A 21,241-nucleotide genomic window follows, 5' to 3' on the forward strand; every position below is an offset into this window, starting at 1 on the left:
AGCCCGCCTCAAAATTTCCTGTTCTTTGACTGATAATTTGCCCGCAATCCTTTACTAACCATACCGCCACCGTTAGCGTAAATTCTTAATAAAAGATTTAATAAATGCTACAACACAGACTTACCGACACCAACGAATTTCGATTTTACTATTTTACGAATCGATATGCTGATACCGTAAATTTCTACAAAAGTGTTATGCAACTTGAAGAAGTGAGGTCGTGGGATCGGGGTCATTGCAACAAAGGAACCATCTTTAAATTTCCAAAAAGTGAATTCCTGTTAGAAGTTGAAGAAAGCGAAGAAGCACCTTCATTTTATGGAGCCGGCCTTTATATGGAGGTCGATGATGTCGATGATTGGTATCGCAAAGCAGTCGCTCAACGTATTCAAATCAAACAACCAATTTCCGACACATCCTACGGTCATCGCTCATTCAAGATGGAAGACCCTAACGGCTTAACAATCGGGTTGTTTCAATACATTTAATTGTCCAAAATATGGAGATGATCTCTAACCTGACAGGTTTCCGAAACCTGTCAGGTTTTTTTTGCAGCGTCCCAGACCCCTGTCGGGGTCTGCGACCACCGAAAGGGTAGCGGGAGCAAATGAGATAAGGACCAGTTCTTCCCTGGCTATCGAATAACGTATCAGCATACGCTCTTGTGACCGGAAATTCGTAATTTGAACTTCGAAAGACTGAGAGATATCCCAAAGTGCAAAGGGAAACCTGAGCGTATTTAATGATAGTAACCAAAAACGACCGTTATGATTGACTTACCAAGTTTGCGTAAAGAAACCAGGTACGGGGCGCCGGCAGCCGACCAGATTCTTTTTAACCGATACTATGTTACCGGTTATTCCTATTACTTTCGTCAACCCAAATGGACGCTGGAGATTGTTAACCCGCCGGTAATAAATGCTGAACCGGAAGGTGTTGCGCGTTCCGATAACTTTCGCCCTGATTACCGGATTCCCCAAATGTTCAGGGCCGATTTGGTGGACTTTAAAAGTTCGGGGTTCGACCGCGGGCATATGGTTCCCAGCGCTGACCAAAGAGGCCTGGATATTCAAAACAGCGAGACCTTTCTTTTAACCAATATGTCTCCTCAAAAGCCCGGTTTGAACCGGCATATTTGGCGAAAGCTCGAAAATGAAGTGCGCGTTTTAAATAACGAAGAGGACATCCTGGAAACATATGTCGTTACCGGACCGGTCTTTAACTTTGACCTGCCTGTGTCGGTCATCGGGACGAATGATTCGAATGATGTGACCATCCCGGTACCGCATGCTTATTTCAAATCCATCCTAACGGAAGACAAGAGGGGAAATCTCAGGATGTGGTCGTTTATGATGAAAAATGAAGGGAGCGATCAACCGCTTTCTGATTTCCTTGTACCAACAGCTAAAGTGGAACGATATGCCGGAATAAAACTGTGGGACCGGCTGGTAGGTAGTGAGATTGAGAAGGAGAAGAGCCAAGTTCGTCCGATGTGGTAGGATACTCCTTCCCCGTCAGTGGTTGTAAACCCTGACGGTGGTATAAGAACAGCCCGCAGATCGGTCAGCGTGGAAAGCACCTGACAGTGTCGGGAGATGAAAGGATAGCCGAATTGCTTCATCTACCCCTGACAGGGTTCCAAACCCTGTCAGGGTTTTGAAACCCCGCAGGTTCTTTCCCATATAAATACCGGAGTATTTGCCGGTGCAGATAAGAACGAAGTACAGGCAAACCAGTTAACGGTTATTGTAAAAAAGGCAGTACCCAATTATAGACAACCATAAAAAACAGAATCCGATGAGAAAAATAATTTCATTTATGCACCTGTCGCTTGACGGTTTTGTGGCAGGACCGAACGGAGAAATGGACTGGATTAATGTTGATGAGGAAATTTTTGATTATGTCGGTAAGCGGATAAGTGAGGGCGACACGGCATTATATGGTAGAGTAACGTACCAGATGATGGAAGATTACTGGCCGACCGCAGGAGACCAGCTGACAGCTTCCAAACACGACATTGAACATTCAAAGTGGTATAGCAAAGTTCACAAGGTTGTTTTATCAAAATCGATGAAAAATGCGGATTTGCCTGACACCACAATCATTAGCGATAACCTTCCTGACAGGATAAATGAAATAAAACAATCGCACGATGGCGGGGGTAAAGAGATTTTGCTTTTTGGCAGCCCGACAGCAACACATTCACTTATTCAACTGGACTTAATTGACGGCTACTGGCTGTTTGTTAACCCGATTATCCTTGGGCGTGGCATTCCCTTGTTTGAAGGCATTAAAGACAAAACAAAACTGAACCTGGTGACTACCCGGCCATTTAGTAATGGGGTAACAGAACTGAATTATACCGTGGATAGAATATAAATCGGGGATTGTCGTAAATTTAGCGGTTTTCAGCTCACTTAACCGGAACCGTTGACGATGATGATTGTTATTGGAGAACAGTAATGTAGAAGAATCAAATCAACAAGAGCTTATCGGAAAGAGGAAATGAAACGATCGGAGAAGATTGCAGAAAATAAAGAATTCACTGCCGTTAACCTGGGCAGTATGGATGAGATAAAAAATCATTCTTTAATTCATCCCAAATCGGGAAAAGAGGTTAAAGGAAAGGTATTCTTAAAGGAACTAACAAAAGCCACCGGAACAGAGATATCTTTTACCTCATTGCCACCTAAAACAGAGTTGGGATATTTCCATATTCACAACAACGATGAAGAAACGTATATCATTATTAAAGGAGCTGGTTTTTATCAGGTGAATGACGATTGTTTTCCCATTCAAGAAGGCAGTGTTATACGGGTTGCTCCGGAGGGAGTGAGAAGTTTGTGCAACACGTCGGATGAGGATATGGTGTATATCTGTGTTCAGTCCAAAATGAATTCATTAGAAGAACATACCACGGATGATGGTTCACGGGTAGTGTACGAATCCCAATGGAAAGAATTACTGTAAAAAACTGCAGCTAACTCCAACCTGACAGGTTTTCGAAACCTGTCAGGTTTTTTGTTGCATCATCGCAGAAAACAGATGGTGAAAAGGTTATCGGCCATCTATTTAAATGAGGTCAGCACGGAGTATGAAGTTAATTTGCCTTTCTTGTTGTAGTTCTCGCTCCTGACTACTCCCACATCCTTAGCCATCCATTCGATGTTTTTGATTGTTATGCTAATCATGCTTTTGGTTTTTATGGTGGAAGAAATCTTATAACACTTGAATGTGCCGGCGGGTGTGGTTATATTCTCCAAGGCTTCCACTTTTCGGTTCGATACGGTTATCGACATATCCATCATATGGACACCCGAGTTGGATAGGTTAATCGTGATGGTTCCTCCATTCAGGGTTTGCCCCGCTTTCATATTCGAGGGGTAATCCAGCTCGGAGGCATTCATGTTCACCTTCATATCTTTGAAGCTTTCCATGGTCTTGTCATTGATTAGGTTCTTCATGTCTACACTGAAGATTCCTTTTACACAACTCATGTGCATATCCCTTGAAAAGACTTCTTTGCCCTTTTTGTCTCTGGATACCACTCCAACTGTCCATTTTGTTGTGTCACCGCTTGTCGTGATTTCTTTGACTGTCTGTGTCACTGTTCCGGTGACCTTGTCTTTGCTGTTATAACTGGTCATCTCCCTGACCGAACCTTTCTTTACGGCGAAATAAGGCACACAATCCTGGGCCATTACGTGTCCAACCATTAGCAGCATTACCATCATGCTGACAGAAAATCGAATCATCTTTCTCATGAGGAATTGTTTTTAGTGCTACTGACTCTTCTATCAGTATAAATTATAATAGGAGAAACAGTGGTCAGGCGAAAAGGTTAAAATTATTCACCCGAATTCCGGCATAAGGTTCCGACCTATAACGGTATTGTGGCTTTGGTTGTGTTATATGTTTTTGATTATACTTTTCTTAAAGTGATGATAACCAGTTTTTTCTTTGTTGGTGTTGTCCAATGGGTGGTTATAGCAATTGTCGGGGTCTCCGACCACCAACAGGGTAGCGGCTCTTTCCCCGTCAGTGTTTTTCCCTTGTTTGTATAGTGCTTATTATTCTTTGCCGAAATCAAGATAGAAATCAAAAAACGGCAACATCTGGTTGGGGATACGTCCGTCTCTTGTGTATATGTTGTTTACGTGGGTTCCTATGTATTCTTCTGCAAAATGTTTAATGCCTGCGTTTTCCAATCTCTGACTGAACATGTTGCATTGTATGGTAAACCGGTCGCCGGCATTTCTTCCCCAGTCTAATTTGATAGCCCTTAGTTTTCTTAAGTTGTCCAGGTTGTCATCAATCATATATAAAGGCATGTTTTGGTACCACTTTCTCAGAACAGGCTGGTTCACGATTAAATCCCCGTCCTTGTATTCGAAAGGAACATCACAATAAAACGGTGGTTTATTCGGATTGGGCGACCATGATTTTCCAAAGGCCACGATTACCCGGCCAAAATAGGTTTTATCCAGTTCGTCCTGCGTTTTTGCAGCTGCCAATTCTTTATATGTATTACTGTTGGGGCCATATTCCCTAACGATTGCCAGTGCACCGGGACTTAATGCATATACGCTGCTGAATATGTCGGGGTGATGCATGGCTAGTTTAAGTGCTCCATATCCTCCCATGCTGTGTCCGGTAATTCCCCGACTCTCTCTGTTAGCCAGCGTTCGAAAATGACTATCCATGTATTTTACCAGATCGTACGCTGTAAAATCTTCCCAGTTGCCAAATAGGCGACTATTACTGTAAAAGCTCCCGTCATAAGTTGTCTTTTGGTCGGATATCACCAAAATAAATGGTCGGATTTTATGTTTTGCTATGGCAAAATCCAACAACTCAGCCATGGGAGTCAACATCCGATTGTCGACTGTAAAACCATGCAGGAAATAGATGACGGGATATCGTTGCTCACTATCATTGTAGCCCGGAGGAAGATAAACTGAAACGGCACGACTGGGATTTTCTCCAAAATCATTTTCCAGGTTCTTTGAGTAAATCGTATCGGTTACCACTTTCCCTTTATTGCTTTGTGTAAAAGCAGTAAGGGGGATGGTGATAAGAATGATGCTTATTAGGAATAGGTTTCTCATAGTCTATGAAAGTTAGTTATATGTTCTGAGTACAAACGTTGGGTTATGTGACCATTGTTTATCATTTCCGAAAAGAAGTGGTTCGTGAATTTATTTGTTCGGTTTTATCATTTGCTTCTGTTTTTACCCGTGGTTTTTTCGAACAAATTCACTCGGCGAAACACCAAATTGCTTTTTGAAACTTACCGAGAAATGAGAGGGTGTGCTAAAACCGGTCATGTCGGCAATTTCCGATATATTTAGTTTTCCTTCATTTAATAGCTCAGCTGCACGGTTCAATTTGTAGGTCTTGAAAAATACATTGGGGTTCTTGCCGGTCAACCCTTTTACCTTGTAATAGAATTTGGTTCGTGAGATTTTCAGCACCTCGGTCATCCGGTTGACATTCAGTTCCGAATTCGAAAGTTCATTCTCCATCAATTCGTAGAGGTTAGTCATAAAACTGTTATCATGCGGGGTCAGCAATTCCTTGTCAATCTTTTCTCCTTTAGTGGTACTTCCCAGCAGGTTTTGAAGTTTTTTACGGTTGTTCAGCTGCGAATTGATTAATGCGACCAGGTAGCTCGGGTCAAAAGGTTTGGTTACATAAGCATCGGCACCGGTATTCAGACCTTCCACCTGGTTTTCGACGGTAGCCTTTGCTGTGACTAAGATAACCGGAATGTGACTGAATGAAAGGTTCTCTTTTACCATCCGACAGAACTCGAACCCATCCGTTCCGGGCATTACCACATCGCATAGAATGAGGTCAGGTTCCAAAACTTTCAGTGATTTATAAGCGGAGTCTGCATCAAACTTATATTCTACATGATATTGAACGGAGAGAATGGAACGAAGATAATGTACAATTTCGGTATCATCGTCGATGATCAATACCTTGGGTTTATTCTTCGAAGGAGGTGGGGCAATAACCTGCGTTTGTTCTTCAGTTTGTTGTATGTATGCTGTTTCGATATCATCGGATGCAGGGGCCATGCGCTCTTCTTCGGAGTAAGCGATTTCTGAAACCGGTACGATAAAGGTAAATACGGCACCTCCTCTTTCCCGGTTGCCGGCTTTGATAAAGCCATGATGTAACTGCGTCAGGCGTTGAGCGTAATAGAGCCCGATGCCGGTTCCCCAATTGTAGAATTCGTTCGATTGGTTATTTAGTTGATAAAAACGTTCGAATACCTTCTCCAGTTTATCATCCGGAATTCCTTTACCGGTATCGGCAACCGAAATTTTAGCATATTGTATATCAATGTCCTTTTCGGTTAGAGGAAACATCCGGGCTGCTTTATCCCGTGTAATGGTATCGAACGAGATATCTATTTCGCCACCGGGCGGGGTAAATTTCAACGCATTTGATATTAGGTTAGCGGTAATCTTTTCCAGCTTGTCACTGTCAATCCACGCGACGTAACTATCTTCCAAACCATAGGTGTTTAGTTTGATTCCTTTCTCCCTGGCATTTAAGTGGAATATGTCAATCGAGCGCTTTAACTCGTTAATCATATCGGTTGGTTCAACCTTTAGTTTCAGGGTGTCGTTTTCCAGTTTATTAAAATCCATGAGTTGATTGACCAGGCGCAACATCCGGTTGACACTTCGCCTGACAATGCTTAGTAGTTGCTTATTCTCTCCCTGTATGGTTTCATCGGAACACAACATCGAAACAGGTCCGGAAATCATGGTTAGCGGTGTTCTGAATTCATGCGACAGGTTGGAGAAGAAACTCATGTTCATCTTATTTACCCGCTGTTCCTGTTCTTTTTCACGTTCGGCTTGTATAGCTTTATCGCGTTCAGTTTTGATACGTCTATAGGTATTAACGGATAACTTCAAAATCAATACCAGGATGACTATATACGCTAAAATAGCCGGCCAGCTCAGCCAGGGTGCAGGCCTGACCCTGACCGCAATTGAATTTTCAGTCTCGTTGATGTTCCTCTCTTTATTGTAAATTTTCACCCTGAATGTGTATTTACCAGCGGGAACATTGGAGTAATAGGCTTCGTGGTTGTTGTTGGCATCAATCCACATTTTGTCGAAACCTTCCAGCTTATACAGATAGTGTACCCGTTCGAACTCACAATAATCGAGAGCGGCAAACGAAATGGTAAAGCTGTTCTCGCTATGCTTCAGGTCGATTTTAGGATTGAAAGAGAGGTGTTTGTCAATATTTCGGCTGACGAATGGGTGTTCCAGCTTATTATGGATTTTAAGGTCTTCGAAAACCAACGGAATATTTCGTTTATAGGTGATATCGACGGGATTGAAAAAAGTTAGTCCGTGCGTTCCGCCAAAAATCAGGCTGTTATCGGGTAAGCGGCATACACTCTGTTCGTTGAACTGATTCCCACCAATTCCGTCTTCTTTGTAGTAATTGATAAAATGGCCGGTTGTCCGGTCGTATTTACTTAAACCGTAAAGCGTTCCCACCCAGATGTTTCCCAGTGCATCTTCGGTTATGCTACTGATATCCGGACATGCAGTTCCTTGAAGGGCTTCCATTTTCCGGTTTTTCGTTGAATAGCGAAAAAGGCCGTTTGCGATGGTGCCAATCCAGATGTCTCCAACCGTGTCTTCATAAAGCGAAACCGGAATAAACTTAGACGACTTGATGTATTTCAATATCGGGATGGTTGACACTTTCCATGTATCGGGATCGATTAGCTGTAAGTCTTCTTCAAATGTTGCCACCAACACCTGTCCGGTCGAGAGTGTTATCATTTTAGGTGTAAACTTAAATCCTTTGCCGTAAAGCGGGAATAGCTCAAAACGGTTTTCGCCTTTTCGCATCACGTAGATATTCTCATTTCTGCCTCCCAGCCAGATTGTTCCTCTCGGATCTTGCGTGATGCACATGATTCCGGTGGGGAAATACCAGTCTTTTTTTATTTCTAACTTGCCTTTATGGTAGCGGGCTTTTAGCAGAAGCCAATCGGATAATAGCCAGATATTGTTTTCCCGATCGACGAATACTTTCCTTACCCTGTGTTGAAACGGTGACCAGTGAGGTGACAGGCTTTCCAATGGGATCTGCTGGAGCTTTTTGGTGTCATTCCGGTAAATTTGGACACTGTGCGAACGGGTAACAATCCAAAGGTTATTTTCCTTGTCAGGCGTAACCGATGTGACTGATATGCCATCCAGTTTCGAACGCAGGTAGTTATTGTTATTAAAACGTTCTTTGTAGCTGTACCGGACCGTAAAGCCCTGGTCGTACGAACCGATCCAAAGGTTTTTCTGCGAATCGGTGAAGAATGTAGTAATTTCAACGTTGGGCATTTCAAACGGGAAACCGTTTTCCGATTGGTGCACAACAGTTCCTGTAAATTTATTGTATAAAAACACGCCGTCTTTTTGAGTCTTGATCAAAAAAGAGGAGTTATTGTAGGGATACATACCTGTAATAATTGCTTTCCCCAGTACCGGATGATTGGTAATTTCTTTAGGAACACTTTGATAAGTTTCTGTACGGGTATCATATATTTCCAGGTGATCCCACGAGGCCAACCATAATTTACCGTCTTTGGTTAAATAGGAAAATGTAATAAACCGGGTGGGTTTAAGCTGTTTTTTTATCTTATAAGTATGACTACTGCAACATCGCACTTCATGAGGTGTAACCAGCCAAATGTTGTTCGATTTATCAACAAAACATTGGGTAATACTGTGTTCCCAGGACAAGCTATCGATTACCGGTACAAATTTATTTTTACCGGGTTCATAAACACAGATTTGATAGTTCAGGCTAAGGAAAAGTTTACCATCATTGTTTTCAAAGAACTGAAAAGCATTCTTACTGTCACTTTCAATCGGAATTTGCTCGAAGCAATCCTGGTCATTATAACGACATACTCCATTCACCGTAGCGACCCACAGCCGGTTTTTCGAATCGTTATATAAATGCTGAATGCGGTTTTCGCAAAGACTTAACGAATCGTTTGTTTTAAAATATTGGTGAAATTCATAACCATTGTATTTATTCAGCCCCCTGATGGTACTGATCCAAATATGCCCGAAAGCGTCTTCAGCAAACGAAGTAACTTCTTGATTGGAAATGTCATTGGAAATAACAGGGCTCTCTTCAAATCCCGTCTCATTAAAGCTTTCTCCTTTCCCATAAATTGAAAAAGCCAGAAGTAAAGTGAACAGAAAAACGAAACGTCTCTTCATTTGGTTAGCGCTTGATTCTTTCAAAAGTAAAAATAAAACAGGTCTTCCATTTCTGAAAAACTGTTCGTCAACACATTTTGAATAAATACGAAAGGAATTGAACAAATAGAAAAGTTAAACTGAACAGATTGACAATTCCGAAGAACGTATCGGCAACTCCCTTTCAGTACAGTACATTAAACTTATCCTATCAAAAAAACCGACATAAAACCTGGTACTTATGAAACTAAAAATTGCACTGTTATCAATCTGTCTCATTCCTTTTTGGGCTTGTAATAACTCAAAAGTGGTGGCAGATAAAAGTCCGGAAACCGGAAAGATTACGGCCTCGGACAATGTTGCAGTGGTTAAAACCGAATCGGGAAAAGTCGCCGGATATATCGAAGACGGGACCTATATTTATAAAGGTATCCCATATGCAAAAGCAGAGCGTTTTATGCCTCCGCAAGAACCCGATAAATGGGATGGCATCAGAAGTTCGCGGGCGTATGGCCCCACCTGTCCTCAAGGAAAGCGGATGGGTTGGTATTCCGATATACAGGCTTTTGCTTTTGATTGGGACGATGGTTATCCCAACGAAGATTGTTTGAGGGTGAATGTATGGACCCCCGGAATAAATGATGGGGAAAAACGCCCGGTAATGGTTTGGCTGCACGGCGGAGGTTATTCTGCCGGTTCGGGGCAGGAATTACCGGCATACGATGGTACCCGTCTGGCCCGGAAAGGCGATGTGGTGGTTGTTTCGTTGAACCATCGGTTAAATGTACTGGGCTTTCTCGATTTGTCTGCATTTGGAGCGAAGTATGCAAAATCGGGCAATGTGGGATTGCTTGATCTGGTAGCTGCGTTGAAATGGGTGAAAGCCAATATTGCCAGTTTTGGTGGTGACCCTGATAATGTAACCATCTTCGGACAATCAGGCGGCGGAGGAAAGGTTACTTCGCTGATTGCTACCCCAAGCGCCAAAGGCTTGTTTCAGAAAGCTATCGTGGAAAGCGGCTCATTGCTGGATGCCATGGATTCGAAGTATTCGCGCCGAATTGGGATAAAAGTCGCTGAACTCCTGAATCTAAAAGCCGGTCAAATAGATAAAATGCAGGATATCCCTTATGACGAGCTTCTGGATGCGGGAGACCGGGCAGTTGCAATGGTAAAAGAAGAGGCAAAAAAAGAAGGATTCTATCCGTCTCTCTTTGGATGGGCTCCCACTGTAGATGGCTTGGTGTTACCATTGCAGCCGTCCGATCCCCGGGTGTACGAGCAGACCAAAGATATCCCGATGATTATCGGAACAACACAGAATGAGTTCACGGCAAGTACCTATTTCCCTGCCTTGAGGGGAATTTCCATGGATTCGGCAAAGGTTATGCTGCAAAAAAAGTACGGCGACAAGACCAATGAATTTTTGGCCGATTTTGCCAAAGCTTATCCGGGCTATAAGCCACAGGATTTATTTGATGTTGATTTCATCTTTCGCCCTGGAGCAATCAAACAAGCTACATTGAAAGCAGCTGCCAAGGGCGCCCCGATTTATATGTATCTGTTTGGATGGCAGTCGCCTGTACTCGATGGCATCCTCCGTTCGACACACTGCATGGAATTACCGTTTGTTTTCGATAACATTTATCGTTCCCGCCAAATGACCGGGGGAGGCGAAGCTGCTTATGAGCTGGCTGACAGGATGAGCAACGCCTGGATAAATTTTGCGAAAACCGGAAATCCGGATGCCAAAGGATTACCTCACTGGGAGCCTTATACTCCCGAATCAGGGGCCACGATGTATTTCAACAACACATCTGAGATAAAACATCATCACGACAGAGCGTTGATGGAATTCATGAATTCATTTCCATTCAGAGGATTCTGAATAATCTAACATATCCAACCGTAAACCACCTGTATTCAACCATTAAACTAATTAAATCATGAGAAATGAAAAAACGACCCAACGCGGGCAAGTAGCATTGGCTACGATACCCCGGTTGGGATTACTGATTCTTTGTTTGCTTTTGAATTTTTCATTCGTAAAAGCACAGGAACCCATTGATGTTTCGGGGGTTGTGACTGATACTGAGGGTGAACCTCTTATTGGGGTTACAGTAGTGCTTAAAGGAACTACACAAGGCATCACAACTGACATTGACGGAAAATACAGACTTCCGAATGTAGCTTCCAACGGAACACTGGCCTTTTCATTTATTGGAATGGAAAAACAGGAGATAGCTATTGAGGGGAGGAAAGTGATAAATGTAACGCTAAAAGAACAAACGGTAGCCATCGATGAAGTAGTGGCAGTTGGTTATGGCGTTCAGAAAAAGAGCTCGGTAACCGGAGCCATCTCGCAGGTAAAATCCGAGGATTTGGAGAACCGTACGGCGGCTAACCCACTTCAATCACTCTCAGGAAAGATGTCAGGAGTCCAGGTTTATTCATCATCTGCAGCTCCGGGTAGTTCTCCAACCATCCGTATTCGTGGTATTAATTCAAATAATGCCATTAATCCTTTGTTTGTTGTAGATGGTCGCATTGCTTCCTCTATTGCAGGTATCGATCCAAACGATATTGAAAGTATGGAGATTCTGAAAGATGCCGCTTCTGCTGCTATATACGGAGCTCAGGCAGGTAACGGGGTGGTTCTTATTACGACCAAAAAGGGCAAAGTTGGTAAGGGAACCATTACCTATGATTACCAGTTGAGTTCGCAAAGGCTTGGGAAAGTCCCTCACATGATGAATTCAGAGCAATTTATCAACTATTGGGTTGAAGCCGGGAAATTTTCCATGGACAAGGTTTATCAGAATTGGGACTTCAAACAAAATACGGATTGGATTAACGAAATTTTTCAACCTTCGTTGATGCAACGACATAATCTGACTTTGCAGGGAGCCAATAAAGACGGCGCTTTTTATGTATCCGGAAGTATGTTGGATAATAATGGAATGGTAGTAGGCGATGCTGATACCTACAAGCGTTATACGGGCATGATCAATGGCAGCTACCATATCAAACCCTGGCTGGAGGTTGGAACCAATAACCAAATCGAGTATTATAAAACACGTTCGGTTTCAGAGGGCTCTGAATATTCATCACTTATTTTAAGTACGCTGCAGCTCGACCCGATGACTGCAGTTACTTACACAGAGGAGAATATGCCTGATAATATGCACCGAATTCTGGAAAATTACCGGGCAACAGGCAAAGGAGAGTTATTGGGAGATGGTCAGGGTAATTACTATGGGGTATCGCCTTACCTGTCAAGCGAGAATATTAACCCATTAATTATGCGTGACCGCAGCTATTCAGAGTTGAGGGGTTATAACTTAAGCGGAACAACTTATATCAACCTGAAACCGGTAGAAGGACTCGTGATAACTTCCCGTTTTGGTTACTTGTTGGGAAGCACCGAGACGTATGGATACTCGAATGATTATTACGCCAATTCAATGGCTTTTCAGTATTATGTAGGGCTAAATGCTTCGACGGGTAACAAAACCAGAACGCAGTGGGAGAATTTTGTCAACTATAAGCATTCTTTCGGAGAACATGATCTTACTGCTATGCTCGGTACCTCTTTTACGAAAATCCGTTCATACAGTGTTTCCGGAACTAAAAACGGAAGTGAGACCAACCTGGGCGTGTTGAGAGATGATCCCCGGTTTTACTACTTTGCTTACGCTACCGGAGAGGCGGTACAAACCGTATCGGGAGGCGAACCAAATGTACAAACCCAGGATGCCTATTTCGGACGTCTTAGCTATGACTATGACGGAAAATACCTGGCACAAGTCTCATTGCGTTCCGATGCATTTGACTCCGCTTACCTTCCTATCGAAAACCGGTGGGGATACTTCCCTGCAGGTTCGCTGGGGTGGGTTATTTCCAGGGAGTCCTTCATGACATCAACTGCGAGGTGGCTGGACCAATTGAAATTACGTTTTAGTTGGGGCCAAAATGGTTCTCTGGCGGGGCTTGGTGATTACGCCTACTTATCATCCATATCAAGTATTACATCAGATATAACCGGTAATACGTTACCTTATCCTTTTTCGTCGGAGTTGGTTTATAGTACAGGGTATAAACCTTCAACAACCGGGAACGATGAATTAAAATGGGAAACACAACAGCAAACCGACATAGGTCTCGACGCAAGGCTGTTGAAAAGTCGGTTCAACCTGACCTTAGATTATTTCTATAAAAAGACAAAAGACCTGATTGTAACAGGTATCACTCCTTCAACCATTGTTGGGAATACAGCCTCGCCAATTAATGCCGGAGATATTGAGAACAAAGGAGTAGAACTCGAATTAGGGTGGCAGGACAATATCAAAGGTTTTCATTATTCGATTCGTGGCAATATCTCCACCATCAAAAATAAGGTGACTTATATTCACCAATCTCTGGATTATATAGCGGGAGCTTCGTTCCATACGACTGACGGTATTACCCGTTTTGAAGTTGGTAAACCGGCTTGGTATTTCAGTGGATACGAGTACAAAGGAGTGGATTCTGCAACGGGAGACCCGCTTTTTGTTGACCAAAATGATGACGGGCTTATCAACGACGCGGATAAAGTTATGATTGGCAAGGGGCTTCCTGACTTTACCTATGGTATTACGTTGAGTGCCGAATGGAAAGGGGTGGATTTAGTTTTATTCGGACAGGGCTCGCAAGGCAATGATGTTTATAGTTGTCTTAACCGAACCGATTATGCCGTTAATAAGTTGACTTATTTTACTGAAGATCGTTGGAAATCTGATCATACAAATGGTACAGAACCTCGTGCCGGGGCTAACGATCTGGATAAGTATTATACTTCTTCAGCTTCTGTATTTGATGGTTCTTATTTTAAGATCAAGGAGATACAGTTGGGATACACCTTCCCTAAGAAAATAACTCAAAAAGTTAAGCTAAATAATTTACGCGTATATACTTCGCTGGAGGATTTCTTCACTTTTACTAACTATATCGGTTTTGATCCTGAGGTTACCGGTGTTGGTAATGCACTAGGTGTAGATAAAGGCAGTTATCCTACTTCCCGAAAAGTAATTTTCGGTGTTAATGTCATTTTTTAATCAATCAAACTAAAACCTCCTGTATAATTATGAAAAAGTTAATCAATTATATAATAATAGCATTGCTGCTTTCTACAGTTGTTTCCTGCGAAGATCAGCTGGATATAGAGCAGAAAGGAGCAGTAAGCTTTGAAGAGTTTTATAACTCAGATGAGAGTGCGAAAGAAGCGGTAACTTCCATTTACCTCGAGCTACGTTTGATGCAGTATAACTATAAATTTCTGAAGAATATCTGTTCCGATGATATGTGGGCTGGTGGGGCTGATCGTGGCGATAATCCGGATTTGGAGAAAATGAATGAATATACATTTAGCGCCGAACACTCCTTCTTATCGGGATGTTTTCAATCGTACTACAGTATTATTTACGATGCTAATATTGTATTGACATACACCAAACCTGAGTCGGACATCAAAAAACAAATGATAGCTGAAGCAAAGGTGTTTCGTGCCTGGGCTTACATTGACCTGATCAGCATGTGGGGAACTCCTCCTTTGGTTGATCATCCATTGCAACCATCAGAATACCAAATGTCAAATGGTGATCCGGTAGAGCTGTGGGCATTTGTTGAAAGCAATTTGAATGAAGCGATCGAATCGGGGAGTCTGACTGAGAAAAGCAATGTTGACGATAAGTCGAATTATCGGGTAACCAAACAATTTGCACAAGCGCTTCTTGGAAAAGCCTATCTGTTTCAGGGAAAATATGCTGAGTCGTCGTCAGCCTTTGAAAAAGTCATTGGTTCCGGATTATATGCTTTATACCAGGGTGATTACGACAAGATCTTTTCTTTTGATAACAAGAACAATTGCGAGTCTCTGTTTGAATTGAATCGTGTGTCAGATGAAAATAGTGTGATGAATAACTTCGATTTCTATCACTTAATGATAGGGTGGCGTACCGACCGTTTTACAGAGACTCCGGTTACGTTGTTGGGCATGGCCTCTCTTGGATGGGGCTTTTGCGTTCCGCAAAAAGGATTGTACAATGCATTTGTTCAGGAGGAAGGTGCCGATGGTTATCGTTTGAACTTCACGCTGAAAACCTATCAGCAGATACAGGATATGGGTGTGTCGATGGATGGCGGTACGTCCATGATCAGCGACGGTCTTTTCAACTGGAAAAACAGGGTGACCAGTGAAGAAGTTCCTGCAACCAGTGGTGGATTTGCCTGGGATGCCAATTTTAGGATCATGCGTTACGCCGAAGTATTGTTATTGGCAGCAGAAGCCAATTTGCAGTCAGGAAACCAATCCAAAGCAGATGAATACCTTAACATGATACGTACGCGTGCCCATCTGACAAGTGAAACGGCAACCATGGATAATATCAAGAAGGAGAAACGACTGGAACTCTGCTTCGAAGATGTCCGCTACCAGGATTTGATTCGATGGGGAGATGCTCCGACGGTTTTGGCCAACCAGGGTGAAACTTATCCCAACATGAGTGCCAACGGGGTTGTGACATATAAATCAACCGGTAATACTGCCGGGAAATACGGATTTCAGGATCGGAATAATCTATTCCCGTTCCCATCAACCGAAATTCAGTTGAACAGCAATATTGTACAAAATCCCGGTTGGTAATACCGGTAAGTTATTTGGGTATGATCATGAACCTGACTAGATTTTATTGAACTGTTAAAACAAAAGAAAATGAATATAAAAACAGCATTAAGGTTATTTGGCTATCTCATGTTTGCGTCGTTGGTAATGACGTCATGTGAGAAAGAGGCAATTGATCCGCTTTCCGGTATATACACCCCGGCGACTTCATATAATTTGACAACACTCAGCTCACAGAGCAAGGCGAAAACCTCTGACGGTCAGTACAATATTTTTTCCATTAACGTGACCGATGATTCAGGAAATGACTTGAATATGAAGTTTATTGCCAGTGATTACTTTTTGCCGGCATCCGACTTCACGCCCAGTGAGACGAATGTAAAAAATACGTATCTCATTGGTACCGACGGTTCGACCTTTGACGGAACACAAATATCAAACGGAACATTAAGTGTTGCATTTGAGGATAGTGTGTACACGATGTCGGGCATACTCTATTTAGCTGATGAATCTGTCATTAAAGTAAGTTCACAGTTTACCATTGTATATGAGCAGCCACAGTTTGCATACACTAATACCATAACTGTTCCGGCTACATACGGCATGGCAGGAACCGCTATCGATGGATCGCAGCTCAATCAACTTACTGTGACCAATGGTACAGATACCCTAGCCGTTTTTGAGTTGATTACAGCGGAAGGTGCAACCTCACTGTCCGGCGATTACAATGTTTTGGATGGCTCGGGTAGTACGATGGCGATTGGAGATGCCAATTCAGGTTACTATGTTGATATGAGTTGGTTCGGAGGAGAAGGCGTTACCACCGGAGGATGCTATTACATTTCCAACAGCGAAGCGCAGTATATCCGCGCAGGTAGTGTAATTCATGTGGACGATAGCAACGGAACGCTGACCATTTCCGGTAGTAATCTTTATATACAGGATATCTCGACAGGCTCAAGCTTCGGCAACAAGACAGAAATGGGTAATTTTAGCTATACTGACGTTTCATTGAAAGGCCTTACGGTGACGAACGTTTTTTCAGCCTCGGCAATGGATTTAAGCGCTTATGGCGGAACAGGCTACGATATTACCCTGAAAATTTCTACTGACGGCGTAACCGCAGTATCGGACGGAGCAGGTGGTTTTACATTCTCAGGCAATGGAAATTACATTTCGCTCGATTTCCTGAGAGACGATGCCACACTTGCAGCAGGTACCTATAACATTGTTGCTAATGAGTCAGCAAGCACAGGAGACTGTGTAGCCGGATATCCCGCTTTGTATGGTGATGGACTCTGGGGATCAGTTTTGGGTACAGTAACCGATGGTACCGCTTCAGATATGGCAATAACGGGGGGAACCGTTGAAGTATCTGAAACCGACGGCATCTATTCGATTACAGTTAACGCTACTATTGGCTCTGGCAGAGTGAAGGCTACTTATTCAGGAGCGATAACAATCCAATAAGTTTAACCTGTTCATGTTTCTTAGTAAACACTATATAAACCTTTACAGGATTTTATACAAACAATAAAAACTTAAAGTGAATGAAAAAATTAAGTCTTCTAACAATTGGAATATTGTTGTGTTTGACGTCTTTTGCACAGCAAGCGCTATGGGGAGGAACACCGATTGTTTCGCCGGAAGTGCACGACGATTACACTGTGACATTTCGTTTCAAGGCACCTAATGCCGATACGGTTCAGATTACAGGCGATTTCTTGCCGACAGAAAAAATCAAAACACCGATGGGCTTATTCGATGGTCCCGGTAAGGCATATCTAAAAAAGGATGCCAATGGAATATGGACCTATACATCAGAATCTCTAAAGCCTGAATTGTATGGCTATTCATTTATTGTCGATGGTTTGAAATCCACCGATCCCAACAATGCATTTCTAATCCGTGACGTTGCAACCGTGACTAATATTTTCCTGGTGGGTGGCGGACCCGGAGGCCTGTATAAGGTAAATGATGTGCCTCACGGGACGGTTGCCCGCCGGTGGTACGATTCACCCGGATTAAATATGAAACGGCGCCTGACTATTTATACTCCTCCGGGTTACGAAAGCAGTACCCAAGAATATCCGGTACTTTACCTGCTGCATGGTGCCGGGGGCGATGAAGAAGCATGGATGGCTTTAGGCCGGTTATCGCAGATCATGGATAACCTGATTGCTGAAGGCAAAGCCAAACCCATGATTGTTGTCATGCCCAACGGTAATGTAACCCAGGAAGCAGCTCCCGGTGAAGGAATCCGTGGATTTTACAAACCTCAGTTTATGGAACCGAAAACCATGAGCGGAAGCTACATTGGTACTTTTATGGACATTATCAATTTTGTAGAAAAGAACTACAAGGTTAAAGCTAACAAGGAGAACCGTGCAATTGCCGGCCTTTCGATGGGAGGTTTTCACTCGTTGCATATTTCGAGGTATTTTCCTAATACCTTCGATTATGTAGGTCTGTTCTCGCCTGCAATTATGCCAAACGCGAATGTTCAGTCAAAAGTATTCGATAATTTCGATAGCACACTAAAAGCACAGATGGACAATGGTTATAAACTATATTGGATTGGCATTGGCAAATCCGATTTCCTTTACAAGGCTGTGGCCGACTACCGTGCGGAGTTGGACAAAATGGGTATGAAATATACGTATGTTGAAACGGACGGCGGACATATCTGGAAAAACTGGAGAATTTACATCTCCGATTTTGCCCCGTTGTTGTTTAAATAAACAAATTGGATTCGTTATAGGGTTGTTGGAGAGATTTTGTATCTCTTCAATGACTTGATAATAAATAGTAACCGCATGGTTTCTGTTTTCCAAATTCTGTGAATACTTGTAAGTCGAACGTGGATATTTTCGCCTGCTTTCCGATGATAATAGGCCGACTCAATTACTTAACCTTTTTAGAAGACTTTTGGCTTCTGTATTGTCTCAGCTATTTTCCTTTAGAGTCATACATTGATTCGTCAGTGATTGTAAGATGCGTTTGATAGAGCATTCGTCAACAGAATATTGGATTAAAGTGAAATCAGAGTTTGGAAGGAGCACTTTATAACCCTGACAGTTTCTCGAAACCTGTCAGGGTTTTTTACATATAAATACCGGAAGTGTTTGCCATGAATATTTTGTTAATTTAGTGTAGGTGAACTTTTCGGAAACCAAACATACTATCATGCTCAATACATCTCAATATGGGGGCATCGCAGCAGCAGAATGTGTAATTCATACCTCAATCATACTTTTTTCCTACCACAGTCGTACCCTGATAATAAGCGACCTGGAATAATTTTGCTCAGGAAGTATTTGATGAACCATTAAATCTTATCGTTATGAAAAACAGAGCAATTTTATTAATCGTTGGCTTAATCATCAGTAGCAGTTTGGCTTTTGGTCAGGTGTCAAAAGATACCGTACGGAGGGATTCCGTTTATCCTTTTCGGGGGTATTTTTCGACAGAACAAAGTTGGCAGATAACTAAGGAAGCCTACAGAAAACAATTAGAAGCGGAGGGATTGTCTGCTGATAAAGTCAACCAAAAGATCCAGAAGTTTGAGGAAATGAAATCCGCATTAATTGAAAAAATTAAGAAGCAGCAGAAATTAGCGGAGAAACAAAGACAACTGGCCGAAATTCAACGACAAAAGGCTGAAGAGCAGCGGAAAGAGGCGGTGGCCCAGAGGCAGGAAGCCGAAAAACAAAGGCAGATGTCTGCCAGACAACGGGAGCAAGCCCGCGTTGAACGGGAAAAAGCGTCTGAACAGCGAAAATTAGCTGAAATTCAGAGACAGAAGGCCGGCGAGCAACGAAAGGAAGCGGCAGCTCAAAGGCTGAAAGCGGAGGCGCAGCGAAAAATGGCAGAGGAATGGAGGAAGAATGTGAAAAGTTTGTTGGATGAAAACGTCACGTTGTCGGGCAAAGACTCGAAGGCTAAATCGGTCAAACTAGAAGTTGCCCAAAGAAATCCCTTGTTTTTTAATGTTGATGGCGAGATAAACTCGGGCAATGTTTTAATTGAGATTTTCAATCCCAAAGGACAGAAGGAGGGAGAGCTTTCCCTGGAGCATCATAGAGAATCAGGTTCCAAAACCAACTCCGGGCTTTCGGACAATACTTCGGGTTCTCTGAATAAAATAATTAATTCTCCGGAAACCGGAGATTGGGTTGTAACAATTACACCTGAAAAATCAACTGGTCATATTCATATATCCATTGCGCAGTATATAAAACCGGCTATTGATGAGTAAAATGTTTACAACGATTATAATCAGCCTGTTCCTCAGTGTCACCATTAGTCCTATTGTTTTTGCTGACACGTCAGGTTATATCAGGGGAACAGTATTACTTGATGATAGTTGGACGCGGAACATTTACCTGTCGCGGATTGAGACTTTTGAGAAAGAATATGCTGTATCGGATCATATGATTGTTGGCCGTTCGCCAATCGATAGTACGGGCAGATTTACCATTAAACTGGATAATTTGCCTGCCGGATGGTGCCTTCTTCGTTTGCATGTGGTTAAAAAAGGAGATCCTCCGGCATCGCTTATGATTGGTGGTTTAGATGAGAATTACTGCTTCATTGTTGCTAACCGTCATTCCAAAATAGAAATTCGTAATACGTTGGGTAAACCCGTATTCCAAAATTTATCCATCTCCGGTGCTCCCTATCTGAAAACGATGGAATACATCACCAATCTGTCGGACTATCCCAATTCTATCGACTATGAACATTCATTGATTGAGAAGGAGTTTGTTGAAGAGGTGGTTTCGGAAAAACTGAAATTAATTGCAGATACCTGTGAAAATCCAGTGATATCTCTTTATTCATTGTATCAGACCGATTTTCTTTCTGACTATGCGAAAGATCCCATTTTTTATAAAAAATATTTGTCTAAATGGAGCAATAACAATAGCACCTATTTTAAATCGTTCAGACGACAATTCCCTCTTTCAGAAAGATCTGTGTGGCCATATATTTTGATACTCTTATTCATCGGTGCCTTTATTTCTGTAATGATATTTGTTAGGAACGGAAAGAGAAGAAGAATCAGAAGCTTAAGCGTGCAGGAACGAAGAATTTTTGAATTGCTGCAACAAGGAGCGACGAATCAGGAAATTTCTGATGAGTGTAACATCGAACTTAGTACCGTAAAATCGCATGTAAGCAATATTTTCTCAAAACTGAATATCAAATCGCGGAAGGAAGCCATGAATCTGAAGGTTAAATGAAAGAATGACGGGATTAATGCACCTCCAACCTTTAACGCTGACAGGTCTCATGACGCTGTCAGATTCTTGCAAGTTTACATTGTAGTATA

General features: G+C 42.5%; 14 protein-coding genes. 11 read left to right on the top strand and 3 right to left on the bottom strand.

What is annotated here, in order from left to right:
* The first annotated feature begins 104 nt into the window (after nucleotides 1-104).
* The 4 genes from T426_RS22795 (at nucleotide 105) to T426_RS0105035 (ending at nucleotide 2,970) form a co-directional block, all read left to right on the top strand.
* A complete protein-coding gene (locus T426_RS22795; protein WP_025864537.1) occupies nucleotides 105-488 on the top strand; it encodes a VOC family protein in 384 nt (127 codons plus the stop codon).
* A 279-nt stretch (nucleotides 489-767) separates the two neighbouring features.
* The gene (locus T426_RS0105025) at nucleotides 768-1,499 is read left to right on the top strand and encodes a DNA/RNA non-specific endonuclease (protein WP_027585364.1); all 732 of its coding nucleotides are present in this window, start codon (nucleotides 768-770) and stop codon (nucleotides 1,497-1,499) included.
* A gap of 298 nt (nucleotides 1,500-1,797) precedes the next feature.
* The gene (locus T426_RS0105030; protein ID WP_025864540.1) at nucleotides 1,798-2,379 is read left to right on the top strand and encodes a dihydrofolate reductase family protein; all 582 of its coding nucleotides are present in this window, start codon (nucleotides 1,798-1,800) and stop codon (nucleotides 2,377-2,379) included.
* 126 nt (nucleotides 2,380-2,505) lie between these two features.
* On the top strand, nucleotides 2,506-2,970 hold the full coding sequence (locus T426_RS0105035; RefSeq protein ID WP_025864541.1) for a cupin domain-containing protein: 465 nt from the start codon (nucleotides 2,506-2,508) through the stop codon (nucleotides 2,968-2,970).
* A gap of 98 nt (nucleotides 2,971-3,068) precedes the next feature.
* Here the strand turns inward: T426_RS0105035 and T426_RS0105040 are convergent, their stop codons facing one another.
* The 3 genes from T426_RS0105040 to T426_RS0105050 all read right to left on the bottom strand — a co-directional run bounded on the left by T426_RS0105040 (nucleotide 3,069) and on the right by T426_RS0105050 (nucleotide 9,272).
* Nucleotides 3,069-3,764: a TapB family protein gene (locus tag T426_RS0105040; protein WP_027585365.1), complete on the bottom strand. Its 696-nt coding sequence runs from the start codon at nucleotides 3,762-3,764 to the stop codon at nucleotides 3,069-3,071.
* 306 nt (nucleotides 3,765-4,070) lie between these two features.
* Nucleotides 4,071-5,108, bottom strand: coding sequence for an alpha/beta hydrolase (locus T426_RS0105045; RefSeq protein ID WP_025864543.1), 1,038 nt, complete (start codon nucleotides 5,106-5,108; stop codon nucleotides 4,071-4,073).
* Between the two features lie 123 nt (nucleotides 5,109-5,231).
* Nucleotides 5,232-9,272, bottom strand: coding sequence for a hybrid sensor histidine kinase/response regulator transcription factor (locus tag T426_RS0105050; RefSeq protein WP_025864544.1), 4,041 nt, complete (start codon nucleotides 9,270-9,272; stop codon nucleotides 5,232-5,234).
* Between the two features lie 220 nt (nucleotides 9,273-9,492).
* Between T426_RS0105050 and T426_RS0105055 the strand changes: the two genes are divergently transcribed.
* The 7 genes from T426_RS0105055 (at nucleotide 9,493) to T426_RS24955 (ending at nucleotide 21,152) form a co-directional block, all read left to right on the top strand.
* The gene (locus T426_RS0105055; protein ID WP_027585366.1) at nucleotides 9,493-11,139 is read left to right on the top strand and encodes a carboxylesterase/lipase family protein; all 1,647 of its coding nucleotides are present in this window, start codon (nucleotides 9,493-9,495) and stop codon (nucleotides 11,137-11,139) included.
* 58 nt (nucleotides 11,140-11,197) lie between these two features.
* Nucleotides 11,198-14,344 (top strand): SusC/RagA family TonB-linked outer membrane protein, encoded by a 3,147-nt coding sequence (locus T426_RS0105060; protein ID WP_169737673.1) that lies wholly within the window; start codon nucleotides 11,198-11,200, stop codon nucleotides 14,342-14,344.
* A 29-nt stretch (nucleotides 14,345-14,373) separates the two neighbouring features.
* The gene (locus T426_RS0105065; protein WP_025864546.1) at nucleotides 14,374-15,930 is read left to right on the top strand and encodes a RagB/SusD family nutrient uptake outer membrane protein; all 1,557 of its coding nucleotides are present in this window, start codon (nucleotides 14,374-14,376) and stop codon (nucleotides 15,928-15,930) included.
* Between the two features lie 69 nt (nucleotides 15,931-15,999).
* A complete protein-coding gene (locus tag T426_RS0105070) occupies nucleotides 16,000-17,379 on the top strand; it encodes a hypothetical protein (RefSeq protein ID WP_025864547.1) in 1,380 nt (459 codons plus the stop codon).
* A gap of 80 nt (nucleotides 17,380-17,459) precedes the next feature.
* Nucleotides 17,460-18,650: an esterase gene (locus T426_RS0105075; RefSeq protein WP_025864548.1), complete on the top strand. Its 1,191-nt coding sequence runs from the start codon at nucleotides 17,460-17,462 to the stop codon at nucleotides 18,648-18,650.
* A 602-nt stretch (nucleotides 18,651-19,252) separates the two neighbouring features.
* The gene (locus T426_RS0105080) at nucleotides 19,253-20,167 is read left to right on the top strand and encodes a hypothetical protein (protein ID WP_025864549.1); all 915 of its coding nucleotides are present in this window, start codon (nucleotides 19,253-19,255) and stop codon (nucleotides 20,165-20,167) included.
* Entirely contained in the window at nucleotides 20,160-21,152 is a 993-nt protein-coding gene (locus T426_RS24955; RefSeq protein WP_025864550.1) for a helix-turn-helix domain-containing protein, read from the top strand. Before T426_RS0105080 ends, T426_RS24955 begins: the two co-directional genes overlap by 8 nt.
* Nucleotides 21,153-21,241 lie beyond the last annotated feature (89 nt).

This window comes from Prolixibacter bellariivorans ATCC BAA-1284 (genome assembly GCF_000621705.1).
Classification (GTDB): Bacteria; Bacteroidota; Bacteroidia; order Bacteroidales; family Prolixibacteraceae; genus Prolixibacter; species Prolixibacter bellariivorans.

Bases quoted from the DNA above. Each gene is read 5' to 3' on its own strand.
- T426_RS0105030 (WP_025864540.1), top strand. From the start codon at position 1,798: ATGAGAAAAATAATTTCATTTATGCACCTGTCGCTTGACGGTTTTGTG.
- T426_RS0105055 (WP_027585366.1), top strand. From the start codon at position 9,493: ATGAAACTAAAAATTGCACTGTTATCAATCTGTCTCATTCCTTTTTGG.
- T426_RS0105040 (WP_027585365.1), bottom strand. From the start codon at position 3,764: ATGAGAAAGATGATTCGATTTTCTGTCAGCATGATGGTAATGCTGCTA.
- T426_RS0105025 (WP_027585364.1), top strand. From the start codon at position 768: ATGATTGACTTACCAAGTTTGCGTAAAGAAACCAGGTACGGGGCGCCG.
- T426_RS0105050 (WP_025864544.1), bottom strand. From the start codon at position 9,272: ATGAAGAGACGTTTCGTTTTTCTGTTCACTTTACTTCTGGCTTTTTCA.
- T426_RS0105075 (WP_025864548.1), top strand. From the start codon at position 17,460: ATGAAAAAATTAAGTCTTCTAACAATTGGAATATTGTTGTGTTTGACG.
- T426_RS0105060 (WP_169737673.1), top strand. From the start codon at position 11,198: ATGAGAAATGAAAAAACGACCCAACGCGGGCAAGTAGCATTGGCTACG.
- T426_RS0105065 (WP_025864546.1), top strand. From the start codon at position 14,374: ATGAAAAAGTTAATCAATTATATAATAATAGCATTGCTGCTTTCTACA.
- T426_RS0105080 (WP_025864549.1), top strand. From the start codon at position 19,253: ATGAAAAACAGAGCAATTTTATTAATCGTTGGCTTAATCATCAGTAGC.
- T426_RS0105045 (WP_025864543.1), bottom strand. From the start codon at position 5,108: ATGAGAAACCTATTCCTAATAAGCATCATTCTTATCACCATCCCCCTT.
- T426_RS22795 (WP_025864537.1), top strand. From the start codon at position 105: ATGCTACAACACAGACTTACCGACACCAACGAATTTCGATTTTACTAT.
- T426_RS0105070 (WP_025864547.1), top strand. From the start codon at position 16,000: ATGAATATAAAAACAGCATTAAGGTTATTTGGCTATCTCATGTTTGCG.
- T426_RS24955 (WP_025864550.1), top strand. From the start codon at position 20,160: ATGAGTAAAATGTTTACAACGATTATAATCAGCCTGTTCCTCAGTGTC.
- T426_RS0105035 (WP_025864541.1), top strand. From the start codon at position 2,506: ATGAAACGATCGGAGAAGATTGCAGAAAATAAAGAATTCACTGCCGTT.